Genomic DNA, 25,813 nt, shown 5'->3' with positions numbered 1-25,813 from the left:
AGCTTTCCCAGAGGTTAGAACGCGATGCGCCGCAGACTGCTTTATTTATCCATCGGAATTTTTTTATTTCTTTCGGCTTGTAACCTGATGCACAAACACAACAACAATCAGGATTCGATGTTGCTTCTTGTAGCGGCTTGGTTGAGTAGCAATCCCTGTCAAAACCAATCCGGATTGGTGATCTGCATCCCTCCCGGAGTCAGACTTTAGTCTTGGAGTTCCGGATGAAAACGAAACTCTCGCTTCTTTTAGCCTTTGCCTTCCTTGTTCTAGGATTTTCCGTGCGTATGACTCGGCAAAGCGACCATCCCGCTGCAGTGGTTACGGTGTCCCTTCCCGAGTTGAAGTCCATTGAGGCAACATTGAAAACGATGGCCACGGGCCAGACCCATTTTGCCGCAGGTTCCTCTCCTTGGAAGATCGTCCTGGATGGACCCCAAAAATTGGATGCGACTACCGCGGCCGATTGGGGAGCAGTACGCCAATCCGCGACTTGGGCGAACAACAATTCCTCTTTGGCGGACCAGATCATCATGGGTCTGAAAAAATCGGGACTTCTCAATAATACCGGAAGTTTCCAAACGACCACGAACTTGAACGGCGTCCCTTACAAGATCAAATTGACGACAGGCTCTGCCTGCGGAACTTCCTGCCAAAGCATCTCTTCTTCCGCTTATACCGGAACGAAGAATTTTACGAATCGTTTCAAAATCTGGAGAGCTAGCGACGGACTCGACGCTTTAGAATTGTTGTTTGATGACGTAAATACTCCCAACACGACGAACGGAGTTCTTCTCACTTACAGGATCGGAGTCTTGAGTTCCACTCTTTCGGATAACTCGAATTTGTTGGTGGAAAGTTATATCTACGGTGCAGCTCCTAGCCGTAGACAGACCTACTCTTGGGTAGGCGCATTCTGGCTCTCGGGCGCGAACGCTTCCACAACTTCCGATAGAGGACGAGTGATCCTGGAAGAAATGACCTTAGGCTTGCAAGGCGGAGGAATGGCCACGGGTATTTGCGTTCGGATTGCGGCAAGAACCGTAGCGATGACCAGCGCTTGTAGCGGAACTGCGGTAAACCATTATTACGCACTCGCCTACGGCCAAAAAACGGTAAGCAATTTCGAAACCACGGCTCTTTCGGGGGTCTCCACCACGAGTATGAGTACGAGCGGCACCATTTGCGGCTTCGACGTTTTGAAGTTCGGCATCTTTAACGGTGGAGGATTCATTGCGGATAATTATACTTCCAGCACCGTACCTACCGGTTTTCCGGAGCCTGCCAGCGGAGGAGGATATCCCGGAGTCCAAGCCCTCTTCAATAAATTAGGAACGGCTCCGAACGGAACGGGCTCGTACGACGATACTCAAAAGACCACGATCGATACCGGAATGGGAAGTTCCATCAGCCTCCATCCCTCCGGCGAATCCGTTCCGTTCTAACACGTATCGGATGTCGGAAATTTTCCGAGGACTTTTGTTCGCGGGCGTATTCCCGCTCGGAATCGTCCTCGGTTCCTGTTCTAAATGGAAGGTTCTTGCGGAAGCGGGAGGCTTTTGCGGAAACTACGACTACGGCTTGGCGGAGACAGTTTCCTCCCCGAAACATCCTCCAGACGTCTGCGTAACGAAAGAAACGGTCACCTTAGGAAGGCACTTATTTTACGAGAAAGACCTTTCGAAAAACAGGAACCAATCCTGCGCGTCCTGCCACAAACAAAGTCTAGGATTTTCCGACGGGCTTCCCCGCTCGATCGGTTCCACGGGAAAAGTACATCCTAGAAATTCCCTTTCGATCTCGAACCCCGGATATTTTTCTCCTTATACCTGGGCGAATCAGAATCTGAATCGATTGGACAACCAAACTCTGATCCCGTTCTTTTCGGAAAATACGCGGACCACCATAGAGGAACTTGCGATCAGTGGAAAGGAACATGTGATCGCGGCCCGTTTGCGAGAAAACCCTAAATATCCCGGAATGTTCCGAGAGGCTTTCGGGGAAGAAGCGATAGACGTGATCCATATCGCCAGAGCGATCGCTGCCTTCGAGGTTACCATGATTTCCCTTCGTTCTCCTTTTGACCGAAAGGCTCTGTCGGAAGCTGCTGAGAGAGGAAAGAAAATTTTCGAATCCGATGCGGCGGGGTGTTACCGTTGTCACGGAGGTCCCTACTTCAATTCGGACGAGAAAGGAAATATCCCGTTTGCGAATATCGGACTTTATAATGTGGAGAACAAAGGGGATTATCCGGACCACGATCTACACGGGCCGATTGCGGCGCTCCAAACCCAAGGAATTTATGCGATCACCCGAAAGTCGTCCGATCGAGGGAAATTCAAGACTCCTTCTCTCCGAAACGTTGCAGTTTCCGCTCCGTACATGCATGACGGGAGCGTTTCGACGTTAAGAGAAGTCTTGGATTTATTCGATTCCGGAGGAAGAAACATCCGGCACGGAGTCTTTTTCGGGGATGGGAGAAAAAACCCAAACAAAGATCCGAGGATTCGCCCGCTCGGATTAGCGGAAGCGCAAAAATCCGATTTGCTGGAGTTCCTGCGTTCCTTAACGGACGATTGTTTTTTGACCGACCCTAGCTTGAGCGACCCGGAAGAAATGCCCCCCACCCAACCGAAACATTGCAACGAATCGATTGAAAAGAACCTGAACCGAAGATAAAACGACCGATCGTCCACGGAGAAAAATCAAATGCCCCCTTTTTTATTTCGAACTTTCCTCGGCGCCTTAGTTCCTCTTCTGTTCTTAACATTACGTTCGGTTTCCGCGGAATCGGAACTCGAATCGGAAATCAACGCACTACTTTCGACTCTAGATTCCTGCAAGGGATGTGTTTTTATCCGCAACGGCTCGGAACATTCCGTACAGGAAGCAAAATCTCATTTATTACGAAAGTATGAAGCTACTAAGGGAAAGATCGGAACCGTAGACGAATTCATAAAAGCTCTGGCCAGCAAATCCTCGATCACAGGCATTCCCTACAAAATCCGTTTTCCGGACGGAAAGGAAATCGAATCCGAAAAATGGCTGACGACACAGGAGGAGAAAATCAAAAAAAAGAAAAATCAGGACCGACGGAACGTCGAGAAATAACTCTGCCGGAACCATTGTAACCAAAAAGTAATCGCCTATTCACCGAATAGATACAAGATTTCCGTACGATCGGAGAGATGTTTTCCGAGGCAAATACGAAAATTTATCCGAACCCTAACCCGTTGCGCGTCATGGTCGTGACGGAGACCTTCCCTCCGGAAATCAACGGGGTTTCCAAAACGCTACATCGTATGTTAAGCGACCTCCTGCAAAGAGGACATGAAATCATACTGGTCCGCCCTCGCCAATCCTCGAACGACATGGCCACGGCCAACGGAAATTACAGGGAAGTGCTGGTAAGGGGAGCCAAAATTCCGTTTTACGAGGACCTTCGCTTCGGCTTTCCGGAAAAGCGACTCTTGAGAAGATTGATGCAATTCGAAAAGCCGGACCTGGTGCATGTAGTCACCGAAGGCCCGCTCGGCTTGTCCGCCGTTCGTGCAGCGAGGCACCTAAAGCTGCCCGTGGTCAGCGATTTCAGAACGAATTTTCATTCTTATGCAAGATACTATAAGGTAGGTTTTATCGGCAAACTGGTCCATTCCTACCTTCGGAATCTGCACAATCTCACTCACGCTACGCTCGCCCCCACCGCGCAGATCGTGGATCAGTTGGCTGCCTCCGGATACAAAAACCTGAAAGTGGTTTCGAGAGGAATCGATACTACTTTATTTCATCCTGCGCAAAAGGATTCGAAATTAAGAAAAAGCTGGGGTTTAACTCCTTCCGACTTCGCCGTACTGTACGTCGGACGAATCGCTCCGGAAAAAAACCTGGGTCTTTTGGTTCGGGCTTTCCGTAGCCTCCAAGCGAAAGTACCGGAAGCGAAATTGATTTTGGTCGGAGACGGTCCGGCAAAAGAAAAACTGAAAGGCGAACATCCTGATTTCATATTCGCGGGAATGCAAAAAGGCCAAGAGCTGGCCAAACATTATGCGACCGGAGATTTGTTCTTATTTCCCAGTGTGACGGAAACGTTCGGGAACGTCGTGTTAGAAGCGATGGCCTCCGGTCTTCCGATCGTCGCTTACGATTACGCGGCTGCAAAAGAATATCTACGACACGGGAAATCGGCGCTCCTACCCGCATTGGATAAGGAGGAAGAATTCGCGGAACTTGCCTGCCTTCTTGCGGAAAACAAAAAGTTGGCCAAAAAACTAGGCGCTCATGCTAGAAAGACCGCAGAAGGTTGCTCCTGGGAAGACGTTGCCGACACTCTTGAAACCGTATATGCGGAATTCGGAAAACGAATCACGAAAAAAGCCAAGAGTCGCAAATCGAGTTCCTTTAAGGTAGTCGTAAGCAGGGCTTAATCGAAATTTCACTAAAAAGGAATATAAAATTTCCTTTTTTGCTTGTACTTCCTTTCCGATTCCTATAATGACGGGCAACCGAACGGTAAGGAGTCAGAAGCATAATGCTGAAGTTCCCCGGATACAAGCCTTCCACTTATTTTTCCTTCCCGAAAAGGGAGAAATTCTCATCCTCCCCTAGATTCCATATCAAAAACAACCGAGCCCGACAAAAACGCTTCAGACGGAGAGACAGAGAAAAAAGGCAGACCGGTAATCCATAGAGATCGTAACATGGCTTCCCATGGAAACATTGGAAGTCAAAACGATCAGCCTCTGGATCATGGCCGTCCTTTATACGATCGCCGGAATCCTACATTTCGTCATTCCTAAGTTCTATCTGAGAATCATGCCCCCTTGGATTCCTTACCATAAATTCATGGTACAATTCAGCGGAGTGGTGGAAATTCTACTCGGTTTAGGATTATTTTACCCCCCGACAAGACCCCTTTGCGCTTGGGGAATCGTGCTTTTGCTGATCGCAGTATTTCCGGCAAACGTCTATCATTTTCAATCCAGAACGAAGCGGGATCCTCCCACGATTTTACTACTGGTACGATTGCCCGTACAGTTGCTTTTGATCTATTGGGCTTATCTTTATACGTGATTTCCGCTTGCGCACAAACAGTCCGATGGGTCCTATGTCCGTAGCTTTCTGGGAGGAAGCAGGGTGAAATTCCCTCGCTGACCCGCAACTGTGATCGCAATCTTCGTTCCGTCCAAGTTACGGATTGCGTAAGCCAGATCTTCCCCGCGATTTTTATAACCCCGTGGTCTGGGTGAATCGTATCTCGTAAACGCGTTCTAGTCCGTTTTACGAAGGGCCCCCGAAAAGCGCTTCGGGGTTTCCATTGTGTCATTGATCCAGCAGGGTATACCCTTGCAGAAATCGAAGGCATATATCATCATATTATGATGAACTTGTGAATCCCCGTTTCAAGGGGGATAGTATCGATGCAAGTTCATTTCAGACGTTTCGCCGTCGCTTTGGCGTTCTTCTTACCGCTACAAATCGCTTTTTCGGAAACGGAAATAGAGGAAAAATCCAAACTTCCGGCCAAAAGCGATTCTTCTAGACAAACAAACGCAAAGAACGAAGGAATTACGGTCCGAGGCAAGGCGGATTCCAGATCCGCCAGCGAGGGCAGGATCGATTCGCAAAGATTAAAGGCTAGACCCATCCAAAACGTGGGAGAACTCGCCGAAGCCATACCCGGAGTGATCGTAACTCAACACAGTGGAGGAGGAAAAGCCAACCAGTTTTTTTTGAGAGGATTCAATCTGGATCATGGAACCGATTTCGCATCGAGCATCGACGGAGTTCCGATCAATAATCCGAGCCACGCTCACGGGCAAGGCTATACGGATTTGAATTTCATTATCCCGGAACTAGTCCGGGAAATCGAATATAAGAAAGGAGTCTATCATGTCGAAGAAGGGGATTTTTCTTCGGCAGGCGCAATGCGGATGAATTATTTCAAGTCTCTTCCCAAAAGTCTGATCAAGATCGAGGGAGGGAGTCTCGGCTTCAAGCGTACGGTTTTTGCCGAATCGAAAAGGATCGGATCCGGAAATCTCTTGTATGCGGGGGAATATTCCCATTACAACGGCCCTTGGACCATTCCGGATCGTTATAATAAATTGAATTCCTTTTTGGGTTATAGTCTCGGAGACGCTTCGGAAGGGATGTCCGTCCAATTTTCCGGATATAGAGGCTCTTGGCATGCTACGAATCAGATTCCGCAAAGAGCCCTGAAAATAGGAAGATCCTGGTTGAACGCGGATGCAGGAGGATTGAACCGGTACGATGCGGAGGATCCGAATGATGGAGGACATTCCCGAAGAGCGAGCTTTACCGCCGAAGCCCACAAAAAGACGGCGAATTCGGAGATGAAGGCGCTTTTGTACGGAACGTATTACGACCTCGACCTGTTTTCCGATTTCACTTTTTTTCTAAACGATCCCGTAAACGGGGACCAGGTCGAACAAAAGGATCGGCGATCCATAGGAGGGGGGAAGGCTTCCTACAGTCGAACCCTCTTCCTCGGCTCTTTCAAGTCCGAAAACACGGTCGGAGTACAGTTCAGAAGGGATTATATCCACACGGGACTTTATCACACCCAGGCAAGATCCAGGCTGGAAAGGATAACATTGGATCGGGTCATCGAAAGCTCCGCATCCGTATATTATGAAAATAGGATTTCCTTTACGAACAAGATCAAGGCCTTTGCGGGAGTACGAAACGATACATTCTTTTTCAACGTCGCTGACGATTTAACGAATAGAAGCACGATCCGGCGGGCACAGACGACCAACCCGAAAGCGGGTTTGAATCTCGGCCCTTGGAAAGGGTTCGATTTTTATCTGAACGGAGGTTACGGTTTTCATAGCAACGATGCGAAAGGTCTCTTACTTCCGTATACCACAGTAAGTCCTATTGCAAGAACCGGAGGAAGCGAAGTAGGAATGAAAACCATGATTCTTCCGGGACTACAATCCTCTTTGGTTTTCTGGAGATTGGATTTAGACTCAGAATTAGTCTACTCGGGAGATGACGGTACCACCAGCCCCAGTCGTCCCAGTACGCGAAAAGGTGTCGAATGGTCCAATCTCTATTCTCTCTCCTCCTGGTTGACGGTAGATCTAGACGTTTCGATTTCGAAGGCGAAATACAGAAAATACGATCCGATCGGGAATTACGTTCCACAAGCCATAGGCAAGGTGTTCGCCGCCGGAATCAGCTTCGATCGCTGGGAATTTTTCGGATCGATTCGTGTACGCTATTTCGGCCCCAGAGCTTTGATCGAAAGCGACTGGGTACGATCGGCTCCGAGCACTCTCTGGAACCTTCAAATCGGAAAACACATAGGCGATTCCTGTTCCATCCAGTTGGACGTCTTCAACCTGACGAATACACCCGCAAGTCAGGTCCAATATTATTATCCGACATTATTGAAAAACGAAGCCCCCGGTCCGGACAGCGGGGGTTATAACGACATTCTAACTCATCCGGTTATGCCAAGAAACATTAGATTTTCATTGAGTATCAAATACTGACCAAGGAGTCCGTTTAAAGGGAAAAGCGACTCTTTTTTGGCAGGAAGGCAAAAAAGTTGTATGCAAAATCCAAAGATTCGAATTAGTCTAGAGTCTCGGATAGTTTGTTTTAGGCACGCAAACGCCTCGCGTTTGTGGAAGATGGTGAAATTCCATCACGGTACCGCCGCTGTAAGAGGGACAAAAGGAGCAATATGTCACTGGAGAAATCTGGGAAGACGCTCCGAGTAGGATGAACTCGAGTCAGAAGACGCCCTAAAAAACCCTGAACGAGAATCAGCTTCGGCTTTAAGGCTGTTTTCCGTGAAAAAACAACTCAGAACAAAAACGACATTGAACGATTCTTTTTACGGATCGTACATATGCAAAAAACCATTTTAATACTCTTCGGGAGAACTTAAATGCGCACAGTAAGCCTTCTTCAAAATTCACTCCAGAGAATATCAGCCAATTGGAACTCTTTGTTTCTGATTTTCGGCATTTCGCTTTTTGCGTTCGGGGCGATTTATATCGTGGCTTTGGAACCGATGCAAGCGGTTCACGATACTTTCCACGATCTCCGTCACGCAGCAGGATTTCCGTGCCATTAAACGACCCAATGTCCCTACTCGCCCTCTGTAAAAGAGGGTTTTGGGCGGGGATCGGAGCCGGTGTCCTTTGGGGAATTTTATTTCTTTTTATCACCAGCCCACTCATTTGGGAAGCGGAACTTTATGAGGATGGGCATAGCCATTCCCACGGAGCAGCGACCCTCCACAGTAGAAGCGCTTCGGAAACCGACATAAATAAAAATTTCATACACCAATTCGTACCGACCGTACTGGGTTGCGCTTTGTTAGGATCGGGTTTCGGAATTTTAAGCGCTCTTTTTTCCGGAATCCTGAATCTTTTACGCGGCAATTCCGGCGACTTCCGTCCCGACTTCTCTTTTAAATCCGTTCTTCTTTTCGGCTTCCTCGGATTCGCCGTCTTTCACGGAATTCCAGCGTTTGGAACTCCTCCGGAATTGCCCGGCAATGCGGGTGCGGAAGAGTCGTTTTCCGCTCGGCGCTTTTGGTGGTCCGGATCCGTCTTTTGTTCTCTTCTCGGAATTTTAGCGACTTCCTTTCTAGTTTCCAAAACCGGAATCGCTTTTTGGAAACGACTTCCTGCATTCGCAGCAGGAATTTTGATCGCCTCTTTTCCTTTCTTTCTAGGAACTCCGGCGCAATCCCATAATAGTACGGCGCCTTTGGAATTGGAGACGCGCTTTTTCTATTCCAGCTTAGCGGTAAACGCGGCCTTTTGGTTTAGCTTATCCGTATTCTTTCTCTTTCGGAAAGCGGACACTCGTTGGAGATTTGCGAAGCCGTGAACGGATCCTCTTCGAGTCGGACCGGCGTTCTGATCGTCGGTCACGGAAGCCGTGAACCCGGCTCGAACGAGGAATTCGAAAGATTCGTTTCCGATTATTCCTCAAGAAGGCCGGACTTGGAAGTTCGCGGCGCCTATATAGAATTGGCCGCCCCGGATTTCAAATCCGCGTTAAACGAATTCGCCAAATCCTGTTCCAGGATCGTCGTTGTTCCTCTCTTCCTCTTTTCCGCCGGACATACCAAAAACGACATTCCGTTGGTACTGGACGAGGTCAGCCGACAATTTCCGAATACGGAATTTCTCCCCTCCAGCGCCATCGGAGTCCATCCTAAAATGCTGGAGCTGCTCCACCTACGAACCCGGGAGGCGCTCAAGAGGACGGAAAGTCGTCCCGAGAAAACCGCGGTCTTGGTGGTCGGAAGAGGATCTTCGGATGCGGATGCCAATTCAGATTTTTATAAAGTAGTTCGGCTCTTCGAGGAATCCAACTATTATCATTTCGTTATGCCTACTTTCATCGGAATAACGAAACCTCAGCTCCAGGATAGCCTTGAAATCGCCGCAAAACTCCGTCCGGAAAGGATACTGGTTCTTCCCTATTTCCTCTTCGGAGGAAAGCTGATCACGGTAGCGTCCGAGCGTTTGTCTTCCTTCTCAACGAACTATCCGTGGATCCGCACTATGATCGCAGGACATTTCGGTTCCGATCGTATCGTCCACGAGATCCTGGATGAAAGAATTCGGGAAGCGATTCTTGGGACCGGTCGTCTCCCTTGCGCCACCTGCGAGTATAGGGAAAAACTTCCCGGCCTTACCGATAAAGTCGGAGGACTTAAAGCGCTTTTATGGAGCGTGCGACATATGGAGACTCATTCCCAAGCCGCTCCTCACGCTTATCCACACCCGAACCTGAAAAAACACGTATTAGTCTGTGATAATATAGATTGTGCACACAAGGGAAGTGGCAGTCTGATCGCAAGGCTGAGGTCCGAAATTAAGAATTCGGGAAAGCAGAAGGATTTCAGGGTAACTAGAGTATCCTGCTTGGGTCGTTGCGGAGAGGGACCTTCTCTCGTGATTTACCCGGATGGAATCTGGTACCAAGGGGTGCAGGAACCTGACGCCCCGGAGATAGTACAGGATCATTTATTAAACGACAAAATCGTATCCAGATTAGTGGATTCGATCATGCAATAGGAGAGGAATCATGGCCTGCCACGAGATAGCCGCATTAAGATTGGGAATGATGAACATATTGGGTCTTCAGGATGAAGCGGTTCGCATCCACGAAATCAACGAAATCGGACAAAACGTGATAGCGACTCCGGGACCGATCCGGAGCCTATCCGAAGCCAAAGACTTCCAGTCACTGATGCGTTTTTACGAAGGCAGTCTGACGGAACTGGAGGAAAAAATCGCGAGTTTAGGTCCGACGGATCCGAAACTTTCATATTACAGATCCCTTCTTATCCTGACCAAGAAAGTGGAGCTGGAACTGAAAAGTACATTCCGAAATTTGAATGTATTGTTTAACGATCTCGAAGAAATGCACGATTTGGTGCACGAAATCTATCCCGGGTAATCGTTCGTGGCGACTCCTCCCAAAAAAGCGACTCTGGAATCCAGAATTCCGATAGGTTCAGGATACGATTTGTATTCGTTCTCCTTACCGAAGGATAACCCTCTGAATTTCTGCGGAGGACAATATGTCATTTTGAATTCCGGTCTGGACGCGGGTGAGGAAGGAAAGAAACTCAAGAGAGCCTACACTATCTTTTCGAAAGATTCCGATCAAAATCGATTCGAACTTCTGATTAGAAAAGTACACCGAGGTCGCGTATCCAATCATCTTTCCGAATGCCCGATCGGAGCCGATTTCGAATTCTCGGGTCCCTGGGGAAAATTCGCCGGTAACGAAACCTGGCCTAACACCGGAAAAACCCTCCTGTTTGCGACCGATAACGGAATTTCTTCCGCAATCAGCCTGATCTCTTCCGGAAAATTCAAAGACCGAGTCGATTCGACCAAATTGGTGTGGTTGTTAAGCGAACATGAAGATCCGTTCTTAGTGGATTGGATCCGGGAAGAAAGGATCGGAAACGCGACGGGTGTCGAATTCGTTCCCGTCCGATCCACCGGCGACTCTTGGTCCGTAGATTCGGCCCTTTCCTTTGTGCGCTGGATATTGAATGCCGGAGATTCCTATTCGAATTTCTTTTTAAGCGGAAACGGCCGGATTTTAGACGAGATCGCCTCCTTTTTGGAAACGAAAGGAATCGGAAGGGAAACGATCGGATCGGAATCCTATTTTCGACAGGAAGAACTGAAAGAGGATAGGACACGGACGGAAGTTTAAAGGTACTCGAATTCTATGGCGGGAAAGGAATTAAGGGAAGGGTTCACGACAGGTGCTTGCTCGGCGGCCGCGGCTAAAGCCGCAGTAAGAGTATTGGTCACAAACCAATTGCTTTCCGAAATAGAAACGACGTTGCCCAATAAGCGTAAGGTGACCTTTCAATTGCATCGATGCGAATCGAACGGGGAAGCGGCGGTTTGCAGCATAATCAAAGATGCGGGTGACGATCCCGATTGTACTCATGGCGCCGAGTTGGTCGCCGAAGTCCGCCTCAACAGCGGAAATGAAATCTTACTGATCGGCGGAGAAGGTGTCGCTACCGTAACGAAGCCCGGACTCGGACTGACGATCGGAGGCCCCGCCATAAACCCGGTTCCTAGAAAGAATATCACGGAAATGGTATTAGAAGAACTGAATGGATCCGAGTATACGGGAGCGGAAGTAACGATCAGCGTTCCGGGCGGACTCGATATGGCTAAAAAGACGATGAATGAACGTCTCGGCCTAGTCGGAGGAATATCCATTTTAGGCACTACGGGAATCGTAAAGCCTTATTCTACTGCGGCGTACAAAGCGAGCGTCATCCAGGCAGTATCCGTCGCAAAGGAATTGGGAGCGGACACAGTCGTACTCACCACCGGCGGAAAATCGGAGAAGTTCGCAATGGATTTGTTTCCGAATCTGGAACCAGCCTCCTTTATACAAGTAGGCGACTTTATCGGAACGGGATTAAAAAGCGCCGCGAAAGAAGGCATGAAATTCGTAGTCGTAGTCGGAATGATCGGAAAACTCTCCAAGATGGCGGACGGCGTTATGATGACTCACCGAGCAGGTTCTTCGGTTAACACCGAACTCTTGGCGGAAATCGCAAGAACGGAAGGAGTTCCAGAAGAGGTTTGCGCGGAGACCAAGACCGCGAACACCGCTAGACACGTTCTGGAACTTTGGAAAGAAACGGGCCACATGGACGTGCTTTCCGTCCTCTGCAAAAAAGTATCCGAAAACTGTACCAAACACGCGGGTGCGGATCTGAAAGTGTCTTGCCATCTCGTAGACTTCGACGGAATTCCACTAGGACAGTACGTCGCGTAATTATATTCGATAAGCGAGGAAACCCGAATGAACGTAAACGATATGAGACAAATGACATCGCTGGGTCGAAGCATTGAAAACAGCTCCTTCGAAATCATCGATCGGGAAGCCGGACCTCATAACCATTCCCCCGACGATTGGGAAGTAGTGCGCAGAGTGATTCACGCGACTGCGGACTTCGAATTCAAGGAGCTCGTAAAAATCCATCCGGAAGGGGTGGTATCCGGGATATCCGCTCTAAAAAACGGATGCAATATCGTGTGTGATGTTCAGATGATTCAGATCGGTCTGAATAAGGATCGTTTGGATTCCTACGGATGTAAGACTCACTGCTTTATCTCCGATCCGGACGTTATTTCAAAAGCCAAAGAACTCGATTCCACACGAGCTGTGGAATCCATGCGAAAGGCCGCAAGCTTGGGCCTTTTGGATGGGGGAATCATTGCGATCGGCAACGCTCCGACAGCGCTCTTGGAATTGGTAAGATTGATCAAGGAAGAAAAAATCAGGCCTTCCCTCGTCTTAGGAGTTCCCGTGGGTTTCGTTTCCGCTGCGGAATCCAAAGAAGCTCTATTGGAAATGCCCGAACCCGTGCCTTACATATTGACCAGGGGTAGAAAAGGAGGGAGCACGATCGCGGTCGCGATCATTCATGCTCTCCTTCTCTTGTCATCCAAAGGAGACTCGAATTGAAAGCGGTAGTGGTCGTCGGAATAGGCGACGATGGTTGCGTAGGTCTGTCGAGTCTCGCGATGGGAGCGATCGCAATGTCCACCGTGCTAGCGGGAGGTTCGAGACATCTGGATTTTTTTCCCCAATTCGAAGGGGAACGGATCGTGCTCAAGGAAAATATCTCTTCAGCCATAGACAGAATCGCGGAACTCTGCCAGGAAAACACGGTCTGCGTTTTGGCTTCCGGAGACCCCCTTTTTTACGGGATCGGAAGAATGATCCGTAAAAAGATCGGAGCCGAACATGTCGAATTCCTTCCGGCTCCAAGTTCCATGCAAAGGGCTTTCTCCAAAATAGGAATCAATTGGGAAGACGCCAAAATCATTTCCTTGCACGGCAGGAAAATGAGGGGCTTCGTTAATAAATTAAAGTTTCATAATAAAATAGGCTTCTTCACCGATGCTTCCAATAGTCCTTCCGCGATAGCGAAGTATATGAAGAAGTACGGAGAGGAAAAGTGGATCGCTTACGTCTGCGAGAATTTAGGAAGCGCGGGAGAAACTGCGAGAAAATTCACGATTTCAGAATTATGTGAGGCTTCGGACATTTCCGACCTGAACGTATTGATCCTGATCCGCGACGAATCCGATAAACGGATCCCGGCGACCGTGCCGTATTTGGACGAAATGCAATACGCAAAACGGATTCCGAAGAAAGGACTAATCACAAAAAAAGAGGTCCGAGTTCTTTCCCTCGCCGCTCTCGAAATCAGACCGAATTCGATCGTCTGGGACATAGGAGCCGGTTCCGGCTCGGTCTCCGTGGAAGCGGCGCATCTCGCTTACGACGGAGAAGTCTATGCCGTCGAAATCGATCCCGAGGGAATCGAGATCATAGAGGAAAACGTTCTCTCCCACAAAACGGATAACGTAATCGTAATACATGGCCGTGCGCCGGAGGCGATCATGGATCTTCCCGCCCCCGATTGTGTCTTTGTGGGCGGGTCCAAAGGAAGTCTGGCCGAAATCATCGAAACTTCGTACCAAAAACTGAATCCCGGAGGAAGGATCGTCGTCAACGCGATCACCCTCGACAACGTTTCTGAGGCCTATTCCACTTTCAAATCCTTAGGAATAGACCAAGAAGTCATTCTTATGAACATTTCGAGGGGACAAAAACTCGCCGATTATCTGCGGTACGAGGCATTGAACCCCATCCATATTTTTAGCGCAACGAAACCATTACAGGAAGCGACATGAATTCCACGAAAACCTTAGGCAAATTATTCGGAGTCGGTGTAGGACCCGGCGCAACGGACCTCCTGACTCTGCGCGCAGTTTCAATATTAAACGAAGTAGAAGTGTTGGCTATCCCCAAAAGCAGCGAGCATCTCCCTTCGTTCGCATGGAGGGTTTGCTCCCCATTAGTTCGCGAAAACGCGGAGCAGGAAAAACTGTTTCTGCACTTTCCCATGTCCAAAGACCCTGAAATTCTGATTCCCGCCTGGGATAAGGCATTTAAGGAAATCGGAATGCGATTAACACAGGGAAAAAACGTGGCCTTCATCACCCAGGGAGATCCCTCCGTTTATAGTTCATGGAATTATCTCAGGGAAGAGGCTCCGGAAAGGTGGCCGGGAATAGAAATAGAAATCGTTCCCGGTGTGAGTTCCATCACAGCGATCCCGGCCGAATTAGGAATTCCTTTGGCCGACGGAAGAGAAAGGTTTTGCGTCCTGCCTGCGACGTATGGACTCGAAGATCTTCCTCGTCTTGTGGAGGACTTCGATACGATCGTACTCACCAAGGTCGGTCAAAAGATCCCCGAACTAGTCGGTATATTAAAAGAATTGAACTTAATGGAAAACGCCTCCTACGTATCCTACGCGACCACGGATAAGCAGAACATAGTGGCTGATTTAGATACGATCAAAAACCAGAATTGCGATTACTTCTCCACGGTCGTTCTTTCCATACGTAAACGAAAAGGGGTTCTGCGAGGAGAGACCCATGAATGAATCCAGAAAGCCTTATGCCATTTATTGTATCACCAAACACGGGTTAACGGCAGGAGCCAAACTTAAACAATCTCTTTCCGGCGCGGATATCTACGTTTCCCCTAAGTTCATCGACCAAGGGCCGAAGGATTCGCTGTTACTTTCCCTTCCTATGGACTCCACTCTGAGGGAGACCTTCAACGCTTACGATTGCCATATTTTCGTAATAAGCGTAGGCGCTGTGGTCCGTATGATCGCACCGCTGCTTAAAAACAAAAAGGTCGATCCTGCCGTGGTCTGCGTGGACGACAAGGCTCTCTTTTCCATCTGCGTTCTCTCCGGCCATGTGGGAAGGGGAAACGCCTTCACCAATATCGTCGCCGATGTGCTAGGAAGCACTCCCGTAGTGACGACCGCTTCGGACGTATCCGGAACCTTAACAGTGGATATTCTAGGAAGAGAATTGGGCTGGAATCTGGAGGACGCGGACAGAAACGTTACTCGCGCCTGTGCGGCGGTGGTAAACGAGGCTCCCGTATTATTCGTGCAGGAAGCCGGAGAGGCGAATTGGTGGCCTATGGACAAGCCTCTTCCCAAAGGTGTGGAATATAGTACCAGTATGGAAAACGCGGATCCTGGCCGCTACGAAATCGTTTTACTAGCCACGGATCGAATCCGGATCAAAGACAAAAATCCGGAGCTATATAATAATTCAGTAATTTACTATCCCAAGAGTCTGATTTTAGGCCTAGGCTGCGACCGTGATATTACTTTCGAAGACGCGGATGCCGGAATCAGAAAAACACTAGATGAACACGGATTCAGTTTCAAAAGTATAAAAGCGATTGCCAGCGTAGATAAAAAAAAGGACGAAACCGCTTTCCTTGAATTGGCTCGGAAATACGGATGGGAATTTTTAACCTATCCCGCGGATCGATTGGACCGAGTCGAAGGAATTCTTACCCCTTCCGAGACGGCTCTGAAATACGTGGAAACCAGATCGGTCAGCGAAGCCGCCGCTCTTCTAGCTTCGGGGGCTTCTTCCCTTCTCGTTCCGAAACAAAAATACAAAGGATCGCCGGAAGGCAAAAATCTCACCGTCGCGGTCGCGAGGATTCCGTTCGCCGCACGATCCCCGATCCCTACGCTTAAAGAGGAGGCGCACAAATGAATGAAGGAATTTTGAATCTAGTCGGCATCGGTCCTGGAGACGACCTTCACATCACTCCGGCAGTTTTAAATGCGATCCGGGAATCCGAGTACGTCATCGGCTATTCGACTTACATCGGTTTAGTGCGTCACCTTCTTACCGGCAAGCAGGTAACAAGAACGGGAATGACGGAAGAGATCGGAAGAGCACAGGCCGCTGTAGAGGCCGCCGCATCCGGAAAAAAGGTCACACTCATCTCTTCGGGAGATGTAGGCGTTTACGGAATGGCCGGTCTAGTATTCGAAGTGTTAAGAAAAATAGGATGGAAGCGGGGAGATTCCCCCGAAATAAGGATTTTACCAGGAATCAGCGCAGATAACTCCTGCGCCTCTCTTGTCGGGGCTCCTCTAGTGCACGACTCCTGTAGAATCTCCCTATCCGATCTTCTCACGCCTTGGCCGGTGATCGCGAAACGGATCGAAGCAGCGGCTAGCGGAGACTTCGTTATCTCATTGTACAACCCCGCGTCGGGCAGAAGACAAAGACAGATTCTCGAAGCCGCCGAGATTATAAGCAAATACAGGCCTGCGGAAACTCCCGTCGCATTGGTAAAGAGCGCCTATAGAAGACGCCAAAGCGTGGTCCTTTCCGATCTGAAACATTTCCTGGAATTCGAAATCGGAATGAATACGACGGTCATCGTCGGGTCCACGAACAGTTTCGTCTATGAAGGGTATTTTGTGACTCCTAGAGGATATACGAATAAGTATTCCTTGGAAAACGGAGAGATTCATACGGGACAAAGAAAAGGTTTTTCTCTCCGCACGGAAGGTTCTCTTCATTCTCAACCGGAAAGAAGCGGGGAAAGAACTTTAAATATTACTAAAATTACAGGCGCTTTCGTAAAAACCGCCACCTCAGTATATGACGAAGAGGAAAGCCGGGAGTCGGAACCTGAGGAATTGCCTCAGGACAAATCCGTCCAAACCGCCTTAAAAGCGATCCAGTTTCTCCAGGGAACGGTAAAATCCGCCGAAAAACCGAAAGAATTAGGAATCGAAACGAAAAGTACCGGAAGATTGGGAAGATTAGCCGGTGCTATCCTTTACGAAACCGACGGAGAATATTATCTAATCGGTAACCTGAAACAACCATGTAATTTCGAGGATTTCGGATTTTTTACCCCGGAGGAAACGATCGGCCATTGCGTCAAGCTGCGAATCGGAAACAGGGAGCTCGCGGAAAATTTCCCCTTCCCTTATCTGGTACAAGGCGGAACGAATCCGGAAGACATATACGAAAAATTTTCCGTCTATAGAAACTCCTCCATCAGCGAAAGACTTTTTACTTTGGTTCGGGATAATAGCGACAAAGTGATCTGGAAAGGCAGCGAATATTCCGACCTAAGATGGATAGGAAACATGCCGTTACCTGTTTGGAATATCGTTCGCGAAAGCATTTTGAAATGTTCATAAGAGAATCATAATGAAAGTTTATATTATCGGTGCGGGTCCCGGGGATCCGGAACTCATCACACTAAAGGGCGCAAGACTGATCGAGACCTGCCCTATCGTCCTTTACACAGGATCATTGGTCCCGGAACGCGTGATCGCAAGGGCAAATCGAGAGGCAAGAGTCCTGGATTCTGCTAAGATGACTTTAGACGAAATCATGGACGTGTTGAAAAACGCCCACGACAAAGGACAGGACGTTGCGAGAGTGCATACCGGCGATCCGTCCATTTTCGGCTCCACTGCGGAGCAGATGCGAAGGATGGACGCTCTCGGCATCCCCTATGAAATCGTTCCGGGGGTCTCCTCCTTTACCGCCGCCGCAGCCGCCTTAAAAAAGGAACTTACCTTGCCCGAAGTTTCCCAAACCGTCATCATCACCCGCGCAGAAGGAAGAACCCCGATGCCGGAAAAAGAGAAACTCGAAACATTGGCCCGCTCCGAAGCTACTTTGGTGTTCTTTTTAAGCGCGACACTTTTGAAAAAAGTAACCGAAGAACTGATTCCGTTTTATGGGGAAGAATGCCCGGCGGCGATCGTTCAAAAAGCATCCTGGCCGGAACAGAAAATTATCAGAGGAACATTATCCGACATAGCTCAAAAAGCCAAAGAGGAAAAAATAAACGCAACCGCAATCGTATTCGTAGGGAAGGTTCTAGATTGCGAGGATTTTGCCGATTCCCGCCTTTATTCTCCGGATTTTTCGCATAAGTATCGCAAGAGAAAAAAGAATTCCGAATCCTCACCCTTCGCGGAAACGAATGGAGCAAAGGAATAACTTGGAAGAATCGAATCAGAATCGGCACGGCCTCTTGATCGTAAATACTGGGGACGGAAAAGGAAAGACTACTGCCGCATTGGGAGTCGTATTTCGCGCATTGGGCCGGGGAAAAAAATGCGGAGTCGTGCAATTTATCAAGGGAAAGTGGGAAACCGGGGAAAGGAAATTCGCCAAGACGATTCCGGAACTCGACTTCCACGTCATGGGTTTAGGGTTCACCTGGGAAAGCGACGACCTGGATCGGGATAAGACCGCCGCTAAACAGGCTTGGGATCTTTCCAAAAAAATGATCCTGAGCGAAGAATATGATATCGTCGTCTTGGATGAAATCACCTACGCCTTCCATTACGGTTGGCTGGAAGTCGACGAAACGGTTCGTATTCTTCGAGAACGTCCTTCCCAAGTCCACGTGATCATAACGGGAAGAAACTGTCCGGAATCGATTTTGCAGCAGGCCGATCTGATAAGCGAAATCCGCTCGGTCAAACATCCTTTCCAGTCCGGAATCAAAGCTCAGATCGGAATCGACTTTTAAGGAAATAAAATGGAAGGCAAGACCGGAATTCCTAGAATCCTGATCGCCGGAGCGAGCAGTGGAGTCGGAAAGACTACGACCGTACTCGCGTTGTGTAAAGCATTCCAAAAAAGAGGACTTAAAGTGTCCGTCTTCAAATGCGGCCCCGATTATCTGGATCCCACCTATCATAGCTTCGCCTCCGGATCTCCTTGTCAGAACCTGGACGGATGGTTGATGGGTAGAGAAGCCGTTCTAGACACCTTCCATCATGCAAGTAGAGGGAGCGACATCGCAATTCTGGAAGGAGTCATGGGATTGTTCGACGGAATCTCGCCCAAGGGGGAAGCGGGATCCAGTGCGGAAATCGCGAAATGGCTGGAAGCCCCCACATTCGTCGTATTGAATGCGGGCGGAATGTCCAGAACCATCGCGGCCTTGGCTTACGGATTGAAACAATACGACCCGGGCTTGGACGTAAAGGGAGTCATAGCGAATTTTTTAGGAAGCCAAAGCCATCGTTCCATTTTAAGCGAGGCCCTGTCCGCAGACTTACCACTGTTAGGCGGTTTTCCGAAATCCCCGGAGCAATCTTTTCCGGAAAGACACCTTGGACTGCACAGCGCGGAGGAAACGGAATCTTTACCCGAAAAACTGGAGTATTGGGGAACGACCTGCGAGGAGTGGTTCGACCTAGATCAAATATGGAAAATCGCATCCGAAAAAAAATACACGGAACCGATCCGTCCGGACTTAAATTCGGAACCTCCGAAATCGAAATGCAGGATCGGCATCGCGAGAGACGCCGCTTTCCATTTTTATTATGAAGATAATTTGAGAAGATTACGAAACGCCGGAGCGGAATTGATACCGTTTTCTCCGATCGCGGATCGGAAACTTCCGGAAGTGGACGGCCTGTACATAGGAGGAGGATATCCGGAACTGTACGCCCGAGAATTATCCGAAAACGAATCCATCCGGACCGGAATCCGAGAATCGGGAAAAAGCGGCCTTCCGATATACGCCGAATGCGGCGGATTAATGTATTTGTCCCAGGAGATTCGCACGAAGGATGCAAGTAGTTTTCCCATGGTAGGATTGCTCCCTGCGATCGTACAGATGCACGATAAACTCCAGGCCCTCGGATATGTGGAAGCCACCGTGGAAGAGGAATGTATTCTAGGCCAGGCCGGAGTCCGCTTTAGGGGACATCAATTCCGTTATTCCAGCTTTAATTTATTAAACGAAGACGGCATTCGTCCCCTCTACAGGGTTCGTAAAAGAAAAGGGGACCAGACTTTTTCGGAAGGTTATTCCCAAAACAACGTGATCGGATCCTATGTTCACGCTCATTGGGCCTCCAATCCGAACGTGCCTGAAAATTTCGTAAGCGCTTGCATCCGGAGAAAGTCGTGAGCCCCGTTTTACCCTTCGCCTCTCCGATTCTTAGCGGGGAAACCTGGCTTGAAGTGGACCTTCTCGATCCGCATCTCTCGTTAGGTTGGACCGTACTCGGGGAAGGCTGGGCGCGAACGAACAAAGCGATCTGGCATAAAGTTTCCGACGGAGATCTTTCGCCGACGGAAGATCCGAAGCAATATTTCCGGAAAAGATTGATCGATACGGGAAGGTCCGATTCGGATTTGATCGGATTTCTGACGAGCGCATCGCTTCTAGACTATTCCGAATCGGTATCTACTCTCTCCGATGTTTGGGTCAGAGTCGTAGGCACCGTAGGATTGGGGAATGCCGTACATGTGGCAGAATCCTCAAATCTTTTAGAATATTATGGAACTATAAACTTATTGATCCAAACCTCCGTTCCCTTGAGCCTATCCGCCTCCATAGAAGCCGTTTCAGTCGCTACCGAAGCCAGAACTGCGGCGGTTTTAGACGCACGGATTCCAGTGGAAGCTGGGCGAATCGCGACCGGTACAGGTACTGATTGCATCGGGATCGTTTCCCCCGATCGGAATTGTGCGGAAATTTATGTGGGAAAGCATACGGACATTGGTCGCCTGATCGGTAAATCCGTATACGAGGTCGTCACGGTCGGAATCCGCAAATGGAAAGAAAACGTGGAAGATCGGAAAAAGAAATGAAGTCGACCTTGTACTTGATCCGCCATCCCCAAACGGAAAATCGGCGAAGAGGAGTTTTTTCTGACGGAGGAAATTTCGGACTTTCTCTGGCAGGAACGAAAGAAGCGGAGGAGATAGACAGGAATTTATCGGAAAGAGTGGATCCCGGAAACGTCTCCCTATTTGCGAGTCCTTCGCTAATATGTACGGAGTCGCTGAAACGTATGAAATTTCTTTCTTCTCTCGAATGTCGGACCTTGGATTCTTTGGAAGAACTCCGTTTCGGAATCTGGCAAAATAGGTCTTTTACGGAATTCTATAACTCCCGGCCCTCCGATGCGGAACGATTTTCCGTTTTGGATCCGGACTTGGAATTCGAAGGAGGAGAAAGGATATCCTCCTTTCTAGAGCGCGCGGAGCGCTTAAAGAAATTCGCAAAGACGGAATTAGAAAATAAAAAGAACGTAATATTCTTTTCTCACGGAGGTCTTCTCGCGATTCTAATCTGTCTGTTTCTGGAGCTTCCTCCGAAAGAGTACGTCCGATTTAGACTCTTTTCCGGATCCGTTTCCGTTCTAGAAATAGATAAAAGCGGTCGCGCCGGTTTAGTCGGACTGAATTTCTACGGAACAGTATCGGAGGGGAGATGGCCGGCATAATCCTCGTAACGGGCGGGAACAGAAGCGGAAAAAGCGGATTCGCTTTGGATACCGCCCTGACCTTGCCCGGGCGAAGAATCTTTATCGCGACCTGCCCGAAAATCGACGAGGAAATGGACCGTAGGATTCTCAAACACAAAGAGGAAAGAAGAGGCCAAGGTTGGGATACCGTGGAGGAGCCGTTGGATTTGAACGGAGTTTTTCTGAAATTCTCCTCTCAGGAAGAGACGGTGACGATCGTAGACTGCCTAAGTCTGTGGATCAACAATCTGATGTACGATGCGCAGCAGAAGGGACAAACCTTGGAGGAAAGCACCGTCGTTTCCATAACCTCAGAGATGCTGCGTTCCGTGAGGTCGGGATTTCCGGGAAAAGTGATCTTCGTGAGCGGAGAAGTGGGCCTCGGATTGGTTCCGGACTCGGCGCTTTCCCGATCCTATCGGGATCTTTTGGGAACCTGCAATCGTACGCTAGCCTCGGAGTCGGACGAGGCGTTTTTTTTGGTAAGCGGAATCCCGCTGAGACTCAAACCGAATTCCGGACCGCACCAAGGAGAATACGATTCCAGTGGAAATTTCTGAACACGGCGGAAACGTCGACGCCATCGCGACCGAACTGGGCTGCGTCCTTGAAGAAATTACGGATTTTTCCGCGAACATCAATCCGAGAGGTCTTCCGGACTGGGTCAGGCCTTTGATCGGATCGCAAATCAGCAGATTGATCCATTATCCGGATCCACATTACGGATCCGTAAAACGTTCCATGGAAAAAAACTGGGGGGTAAAAGCCGAAAACATCGTTTTAGGAAACGGAGCCTCCGAACTCCTGTATTTCCTCCCCCGAATATTAAATTCTACGAATGCGATCCTATTCGTTCCGTCCTATGCGGATTACGAATCCGTGTTGAAAAAAAACGGGATTCCGATCGAAAAACTGTTCTTAACCGAGGAAAACGAATTCGAACCGGACTATGAAGCCCTCGATGCCCTACTGATTCGCCGGAAAACGGAAAAAAATCTGGTTCTCCTGGGACATCCCAATAACCCTACGGGAAAAATCCTGGATGAGAAAAAGATCGGAGAACTGATTCGCCGCCATAAAGAAACGATCTGGGTCTTGGATGAATCCTTTCTAGATTTTTGTCCGACGGGAAAGACCTTTTTGAAAGACGGTTCTCCGAACGTAATCGTGCTGAAATCCCTTACGAAGATCCTTGCCCTTCCCGGATTAAGGATCGGGTTTTGCGTCGCAGCCCCCGGTATTTGTAGGCGCCTGGAACAGGAATTGCCTCTTTGGTCACTCAACAGACTTTCCGCGGCAATCCTGGAAAAGGCTACGGAAGACGAAGAATTCTTCCGGCTCTCCCGGGCGAACGTACAAGATTGGAAAAATTCCCTCTTAAAAGGGATGGAGTCCCTCAGGCAAATTCGGGTCTTTACCGGCGACGCGAATTTTCTCCTTTTAAAACTTTCCCTGCAAAAACTTTCCGTTTCCGAAGTGTGCGATCGATTATTAAAAGAACATAAAATATCCGTCAGAAGATTCGACGGCACAAAAGGAATCGCATCCGATTTTATTCGTGTTGCAGTAAGGACCCCTAAGGAAAACGAGACGTTAACGGATTCCTTACGAAAAATCCTAAACGACACAGAATCCGTCGGACCGCTTCCGAAAACCAAAAGAAAAGCTCCGGCGCTGATGATACAAGGCACCGCCTCGAACGTGGGAAAAAGCCTAATGGCTGCCGCTTTTTGTAGAATTCTCCGCCAAGACGGAATCGACGTGGCGCCGTTCAAGTCCCAGAATATGGCGTTGAATTCCTTCGTCACTCCCGGAGGAGGCGAAATCGGAAGGGCACAGGCGCTACAGGCTCAGGCAGCGGGAGTTACTCCGGACGTCCGAATGAATCCGGTCCTTCTTAAACCTTCCAGTGAAAAAGATTCCCAGGTCATACTCAACGGAAAACCGGTCGGAGGCATGGACTTCCGGGACTATACCGAATTTAAACCGAAGGCATTCGAAGAGGTCAAACGTTCCTACGACTCTCTGGCGGACGAATTCGAGGCGGTGGTAATCGAAGGCGCAGGAAGCGTATCGGAAGTAAATTTAAAAAATAATGATATTGTAAACATGAATATGGCTTGCTATGCGGAAGCTAAAGTGCTTATTGTGGGAAACATCGACCACGGGGGCGTCTTCGGCGCACTAGTCGGATCCCTGGATACCATGGCCGAATGGGAGAGAAGTCTAGTCTCGGGATTCATCATCAATCGTCTGAGAGGCATTCCTGAATTGCTGCTTCCCGGCGTACGTTATCTGGAAACATACACCGGAAAACGGGTATTCGGAGTGGTTCCGCATTTCGACGACCTCAGCTTGCCCGAAGAGGATTCTCTCGAGTTCAAATCCGGAAACTTGAGCGACAAATCCGCTCTCGGGAATCGGATCGACGTCGTGCTGATCGATACGCCTAGAATCTCGAACCATACGGACGTGGACGCGCTCCGATGGGAAGCGGATGTGCGCGTCAGAATCGCACGTTCTCCCAAGGACGTGGGATCTCCTGACGTATTAATTCTGGGTGGAAGCAAAAACGTCGCCTCGGACATGCAATTCCTGAACGACTCCGGTTTTGCGAAGACTATCTTTTCCCTCGTGCAAAACGGGGCCACCGAGATCGTAGGAATCTGCGGAGGCTATCAAATTCTAGGAAATCGGATCAACGATCCGCATTCGATCGAATCGAATCGCGGAACATCGGAGGGTCTGGGTCTTCTTCCCCTGGAAACCACTCTCCAAAAGGAAAAGGCGTTGAAACAAGTTTCCGGAATCCATTCCCCGTCAGGCAAGACGGTTTACGGTTACGAAATCCATCATGGAACCACGGAACTGCAGGAGCAAATTCCGGTGGCCTTCGTTTCCGACGAAGGGAGTCCCTTGGGTCATTCCGAAAGGAACGGAAGGATTTGGGGAACGTATTTGCACGGAGTTTTTGACGGAGACGAGTTCCGAAGACATTTTATCGATAAGATCCGAGTACAAAAAGGGATGCAACCGGTAGGAAGAGTGACTTGCAATTACGACGTGGAATCCAAGATCAATCGTCTGGCCAAAGGCGTTCGGGAATCCGTGGACATATCCGCCATTTACGGCCTTCTAGGTTTTAAATGAACCCTCAGCTCGCGGTTTTTTCGGCTCTAATATTGGATTTAGCGTTAGGCGACCCCGGCTGGATGCCGCATCCGGTACGATGGATCGGAAAAACCGCGCGCTTTTTGGAAGAAAAAACCAGAAGAATCTTCCTTTCTCCCTTCCTAGCAGGATCCGCGACCTCCCTATGCATTTATCTAATTTCCTTCTTTCTACCCTGGACAATAATCGTCGCAACGAGACATGTCTCATCCTTTTTGGAATTTATATTTTCTATTTTCATAATATATACCGCCGTAGCGCTCAGAGATCTGCTGGATCATAGTCAGGCGGTGCACCTGGCCTTGGAGGAAAAAAACCTGGAAAAGGCCCGGGAAAAGGTGGGAAGGATCGTCGGAAGGGATACGCAAAACCTTTCCGAAAGCGAAATCGTCCGGGCCTGTGTGGAGAGCGTCGCGGAAAGTCTGGTCGATGGAATCACCGCGCCGTTGTTTTACGCGATTTTCGGCGGTCCCGCCTGGGCCATGCTCTATAGGTCCGTAAATACGTTGGATTCTCTCTTCGGATACAGGAATGAGAAATACGCGAGATTCGGAACCCTTCCCGCCAGAATGGATGACATTGCGAATTTTCTTCCGGCAAGGTTGACGGCCCCCTTGGTCTCTCTATCCGCAACGCTTCTCCGCCTCCACCCGATCCTTTCTCTCAGAGTTCTGTATCGCGACGGAAAAAAACATCCGAGCCCGAACTCCGGCCTGTGCGAAGCGGCCATGGCTGGAGCGCTGGGAATCCGTCTAGGCGGCACGAACTACTACCAAGGAATCGCCAGCGAAAAACCTTTTTTGGGATACGATACGGAGACCTTATCCCCGATCCATATCCTTTTAGCGAACAGAATCGTTCTTTTAACCTCGCTGATCTCCTTGGCTCTTTTCAGTTCCATTAGAATCACATTATATTTATTTCTCTAAAGGG

Annotated in this window: 26 protein-coding genes and 1 riboswitch; all 26 genes read left to right on the top strand. The window is 49.1% G+C overall.

From position 1 onward, the window contains the following. Window positions 1-24: 24 nt before the first annotated feature. A complete protein-coding gene (locus tag EHO60_RS06995) occupies window positions 25-210 on the top strand; it encodes a hypothetical protein (protein WP_135767416.1) in 186 nt (61 codons plus the stop codon). A 14-nt stretch (window positions 211-224) separates the two neighbouring features. Next, the gene (locus EHO60_RS06990; protein ID WP_135767415.1) at window positions 225-1,445 is read left to right on the top strand and encodes an LIC_12337 family protein; all 1,221 of its coding nucleotides are present in this window, start codon (window positions 225-227) and stop codon (window positions 1,443-1,445) included. Window positions 1,446-1,479: 34 nt separating this feature from the next. Continuing rightward, window positions 1,480-2,679 (top strand): cytochrome c peroxidase, encoded by a 1,200-nt coding sequence (locus EHO60_RS06985; RefSeq protein WP_246028172.1) that lies wholly within the window; start codon window positions 1,480-1,482, stop codon window positions 2,677-2,679. A gap of 30 nt (window positions 2,680-2,709) precedes the next feature. After that, window positions 2,710-3,111 carry a DUF5329 family protein gene (locus EHO60_RS06980; RefSeq protein WP_135767413.1) on the top strand — a complete coding sequence of 134 codons (402 nt, stop codon included), beginning with the start codon at window positions 2,710-2,712 and terminating at the stop codon, window positions 3,109-3,111. 77 nt (window positions 3,112-3,188) lie between these two features. After that, complete coding sequence (locus tag EHO60_RS06975; RefSeq protein ID WP_135767412.1) at window positions 3,189-4,424, top strand: glycosyltransferase family 4 protein; 1,236 nt, start codon at window positions 3,189-3,191, stop codon at window positions 4,422-4,424. A 283-nt stretch (window positions 4,425-4,707) separates the two neighbouring features. Beyond that, a complete protein-coding gene (locus EHO60_RS06970) occupies window positions 4,708-5,070 on the top strand; it encodes a DoxX family protein (protein WP_135767411.1) in 363 nt (120 codons plus the stop codon). A 347-nt stretch (window positions 5,071-5,417) separates the two neighbouring features. Further along, window positions 5,418-7,520, top strand: a complete 2,103-nt coding sequence (locus EHO60_RS06965; RefSeq protein ID WP_135767410.1) for a TonB-dependent receptor — start codon at window positions 5,418-5,420, stop codon at window positions 7,518-7,520. Between the two features lie 93 nt (window positions 7,521-7,613). Then, a riboswitch (cobalamin riboswitch) is annotated at window positions 7,614-7,794 on the top strand. 127 nt (window positions 7,795-7,921) lie between these two features. Then, complete coding sequence (locus tag EHO60_RS06960) at window positions 7,922-8,110, top strand: CbtB domain-containing protein (protein ID WP_135767409.1); 189 nt, start codon at window positions 7,922-7,924, stop codon at window positions 8,108-8,110. Between the two features lie 8 nt (window positions 8,111-8,118). After that, window positions 8,119-8,874, top strand: coding sequence for a CbtA family protein (locus EHO60_RS06955; protein ID WP_135767408.1), 756 nt, complete (start codon window positions 8,119-8,121; stop codon window positions 8,872-8,874). Beyond that, window positions 8,871-10,073, top strand: coding sequence for a CbiX/SirB N-terminal domain-containing protein (locus EHO60_RS06950; RefSeq protein ID WP_135767990.1), 1,203 nt, complete (start codon window positions 8,871-8,873; stop codon window positions 10,071-10,073). The genes EHO60_RS06955 and EHO60_RS06950 overlap by 4 nt, the downstream gene beginning before the upstream one ends. A gap of 10 nt (window positions 10,074-10,083) precedes the next feature. Further along, window positions 10,084-10,458: a DUF3209 family protein gene (locus tag EHO60_RS06945; RefSeq protein ID WP_135767407.1), complete on the top strand. Its 375-nt coding sequence runs from the start codon at window positions 10,084-10,086 to the stop codon at window positions 10,456-10,458. 6 nt (window positions 10,459-10,464) lie between these two features. Further along, entirely contained in the window at window positions 10,465-11,232 is a 768-nt protein-coding gene (locus EHO60_RS06940; RefSeq protein WP_246028171.1) for an FAD-binding oxidoreductase, read from the top strand. A gap of 15 nt (window positions 11,233-11,247) precedes the next feature. Continuing rightward, window positions 11,248-12,324 carry a cobalt-precorrin-5B (C(1))-methyltransferase gene (locus EHO60_RS06935; RefSeq protein ID WP_135767406.1) on the top strand — a complete coding sequence of 359 codons (1,077 nt, stop codon included), beginning with the start codon at window positions 11,248-11,250 and terminating at the stop codon, window positions 12,322-12,324. Between the two features lie 27 nt (window positions 12,325-12,351). After that, entirely contained in the window at window positions 12,352-13,017 is a 666-nt protein-coding gene (locus EHO60_RS06930) for a precorrin-8X methylmutase (RefSeq protein ID WP_281283032.1), read from the top strand. Then, window positions 13,014-14,255 (top strand): precorrin-6y C5,15-methyltransferase (decarboxylating) subunit CbiE, encoded by a 1,242-nt coding sequence (gene cbiE / locus EHO60_RS06925; protein ID WP_135767405.1) that lies wholly within the window; start codon window positions 13,014-13,016, stop codon window positions 14,253-14,255. Before EHO60_RS06930 ends, cbiE begins: the two co-directional genes overlap by 4 nt. Beyond that, a complete protein-coding gene (gene cobI / locus EHO60_RS06920) occupies window positions 14,252-15,013 on the top strand; it encodes a precorrin-2 C(20)-methyltransferase (protein ID WP_135767404.1) in 762 nt (253 codons plus the stop codon). The genes cbiE and cobI overlap by 4 nt, the downstream gene beginning before the upstream one ends. Next, a complete protein-coding gene (locus tag EHO60_RS06915) occupies window positions 15,006-16,163 on the top strand; it encodes a cobalt-precorrin 5A hydrolase (protein WP_135767403.1) in 1,158 nt (385 codons plus the stop codon). The genes cobI and EHO60_RS06915 overlap by 8 nt, the downstream gene beginning before the upstream one ends. Beyond that, window positions 16,160-17,617 (top strand): precorrin-3B C(17)-methyltransferase, encoded by a 1,458-nt coding sequence (gene cobJ, locus EHO60_RS06910; RefSeq protein WP_135767402.1) that lies wholly within the window; start codon window positions 16,160-16,162, stop codon window positions 17,615-17,617. Before EHO60_RS06915 ends, cobJ begins: the two co-directional genes overlap by 4 nt. Window positions 17,618-17,627: 10 nt before the next feature. Next, the gene (gene cobM / locus EHO60_RS06905; RefSeq protein WP_135767401.1) at window positions 17,628-18,431 is read left to right on the top strand and encodes a precorrin-4 C(11)-methyltransferase; all 804 of its coding nucleotides are present in this window, start codon (window positions 17,628-17,630) and stop codon (window positions 18,429-18,431) included. A 1-nt stretch (window position 18,432) separates the two neighbouring features. Further along, window positions 18,433-18,969 (top strand): cob(I)yrinic acid a,c-diamide adenosyltransferase, encoded by a 537-nt coding sequence (gene cobO / locus EHO60_RS06900; protein WP_425460285.1) that lies wholly within the window; start codon window positions 18,433-18,435, stop codon window positions 18,967-18,969. 9 nt (window positions 18,970-18,978) lie between these two features. After that, window positions 18,979-20,364 carry a cobyrinic acid a,c-diamide synthase CobB gene (locus EHO60_RS06895; protein WP_135767399.1) on the top strand — a complete coding sequence of 462 codons (1,386 nt, stop codon included), beginning with the start codon at window positions 18,979-18,981 and terminating at the stop codon, window positions 20,362-20,364. Further along, window positions 20,361-21,050, top strand: coding sequence for an adenosylcobinamide amidohydrolase (locus tag EHO60_RS06890; protein ID WP_210409324.1), 690 nt, complete (start codon window positions 20,361-20,363; stop codon window positions 21,048-21,050). The genes EHO60_RS06895 and EHO60_RS06890 overlap by 4 nt, the downstream gene beginning before the upstream one ends. Then, window positions 21,047-21,688, top strand: coding sequence for a histidine phosphatase family protein (locus EHO60_RS06885; RefSeq protein ID WP_167880167.1), 642 nt, complete (start codon window positions 21,047-21,049; stop codon window positions 21,686-21,688). The genes EHO60_RS06890 and EHO60_RS06885 overlap by 4 nt, the downstream gene beginning before the upstream one ends. Then, window positions 21,676-22,269, top strand: a complete 594-nt coding sequence (locus EHO60_RS06880; RefSeq protein WP_135767397.1) for a bifunctional adenosylcobinamide kinase/adenosylcobinamide-phosphate guanylyltransferase — start codon at window positions 21,676-21,678, stop codon at window positions 22,267-22,269. Before EHO60_RS06885 ends, EHO60_RS06880 begins: the two co-directional genes overlap by 13 nt. Beyond that, complete coding sequence (locus tag EHO60_RS06875) at window positions 22,256-24,859, top strand: cobyric acid synthase (RefSeq protein ID WP_135767396.1); 2,604 nt, start codon at window positions 22,256-22,258, stop codon at window positions 24,857-24,859. Before EHO60_RS06880 ends, EHO60_RS06875 begins: the two co-directional genes overlap by 14 nt. Further along, window positions 24,856-25,809 (top strand): adenosylcobinamide-phosphate synthase CbiB, encoded by a 954-nt coding sequence (cbiB, locus tag EHO60_RS06870; RefSeq protein ID WP_135767395.1) that lies wholly within the window; start codon window positions 24,856-24,858, stop codon window positions 25,807-25,809. The genes EHO60_RS06875 and cbiB overlap by 4 nt, the downstream gene beginning before the upstream one ends. The last annotated feature ends 4 nt before the right edge of the window (window positions 25,810-25,813 follow it).

The organism is Leptospira fletcheri (assembly GCF_004769195.1).
Classification (GTDB): Bacteria; Spirochaetota; Leptospiria; order Leptospirales; family Leptospiraceae; genus Leptospira_B; species Leptospira_B fletcheri.
The sequence above is the reverse complement of the archived record's forward strand: the minus strand, read 5'-3'. Positions and strand labels throughout refer to the sequence as shown.

Bases quoted from the DNA above. Each gene is read 5' to 3' on its own strand.
- cobM (WP_135767401.1), top strand. From the start codon at position 17,628: ATGAAAGTTTATATTATCGGTGCGGGTCCCGGGGATCCGGAACTCATC.
- EHO60_RS06965 (WP_135767410.1), top strand. From the start codon at position 5,418: ATGCAAGTTCATTTCAGACGTTTCGCCGTCGCTTTGGCGTTCTTCTTA.
- EHO60_RS06995 (WP_135767416.1), top strand. From the start codon at position 25: ATGCGCCGCAGACTGCTTTATTTATCCATCGGAATTTTTTTATTTCTT.
- EHO60_RS06945 (WP_135767407.1), top strand. From the start codon at position 10,084: ATGGCCTGCCACGAGATAGCCGCATTAAGATTGGGAATGATGAACATA.
- EHO60_RS06885 (WP_167880167.1), top strand. From the start codon at position 21,047: ATGAAGTCGACCTTGTACTTGATCCGCCATCCCCAAACGGAAAATCGG.
- EHO60_RS06915 (WP_135767403.1), top strand. From the start codon at position 15,006: ATGAATGAATCCAGAAAGCCTTATGCCATTTATTGTATCACCAAACAC.
- EHO60_RS06990 (WP_135767415.1), top strand. From the start codon at position 225: ATGAAAACGAAACTCTCGCTTCTTTTAGCCTTTGCCTTCCTTGTTCTA.
- EHO60_RS06880 (WP_135767397.1), top strand. From the start codon at position 21,676: ATGGCCGGCATAATCCTCGTAACGGGCGGGAACAGAAGCGGAAAAAGC.
- EHO60_RS06960 (WP_135767409.1), top strand. From the start codon at position 7,922: ATGCGCACAGTAAGCCTTCTTCAAAATTCACTCCAGAGAATATCAGCC.
- EHO60_RS06895 (WP_135767399.1), top strand. From the start codon at position 18,979: ATGGAAGGCAAGACCGGAATTCCTAGAATCCTGATCGCCGGAGCGAGC.
- EHO60_RS06930 (WP_281283032.1), top strand. From the start codon at position 12,352: ATGAACGTAAACGATATGAGACAAATGACATCGCTGGGTCGAAGCATT.
- EHO60_RS06955 (WP_135767408.1), top strand. From the start codon at position 8,119: ATGTCCCTACTCGCCCTCTGTAAAAGAGGGTTTTGGGCGGGGATCGGA.
- EHO60_RS06980 (WP_135767413.1), top strand. From the start codon at position 2,710: ATGCCCCCTTTTTTATTTCGAACTTTCCTCGGCGCCTTAGTTCCTCTT.
- cbiB (WP_135767395.1), top strand. From the start codon at position 24,856: ATGAACCCTCAGCTCGCGGTTTTTTCGGCTCTAATATTGGATTTAGCG.
- cobI (WP_135767404.1), top strand. From the start codon at position 14,252: ATGAATTCCACGAAAACCTTAGGCAAATTATTCGGAGTCGGTGTAGGA.
- EHO60_RS06935 (WP_135767406.1), top strand. From the start codon at position 11,248: ATGGCGGGAAAGGAATTAAGGGAAGGGTTCACGACAGGTGCTTGCTCG.
- EHO60_RS06970 (WP_135767411.1), top strand. From the start codon at position 4,708: ATGGAAACATTGGAAGTCAAAACGATCAGCCTCTGGATCATGGCCGTC.
- cobJ (WP_135767402.1), top strand. From the start codon at position 16,160: ATGAATGAAGGAATTTTGAATCTAGTCGGCATCGGTCCTGGAGACGAC.
- EHO60_RS06975 (WP_135767412.1), top strand. From the start codon at position 3,189: ATGTTTTCCGAGGCAAATACGAAAATTTATCCGAACCCTAACCCGTTG.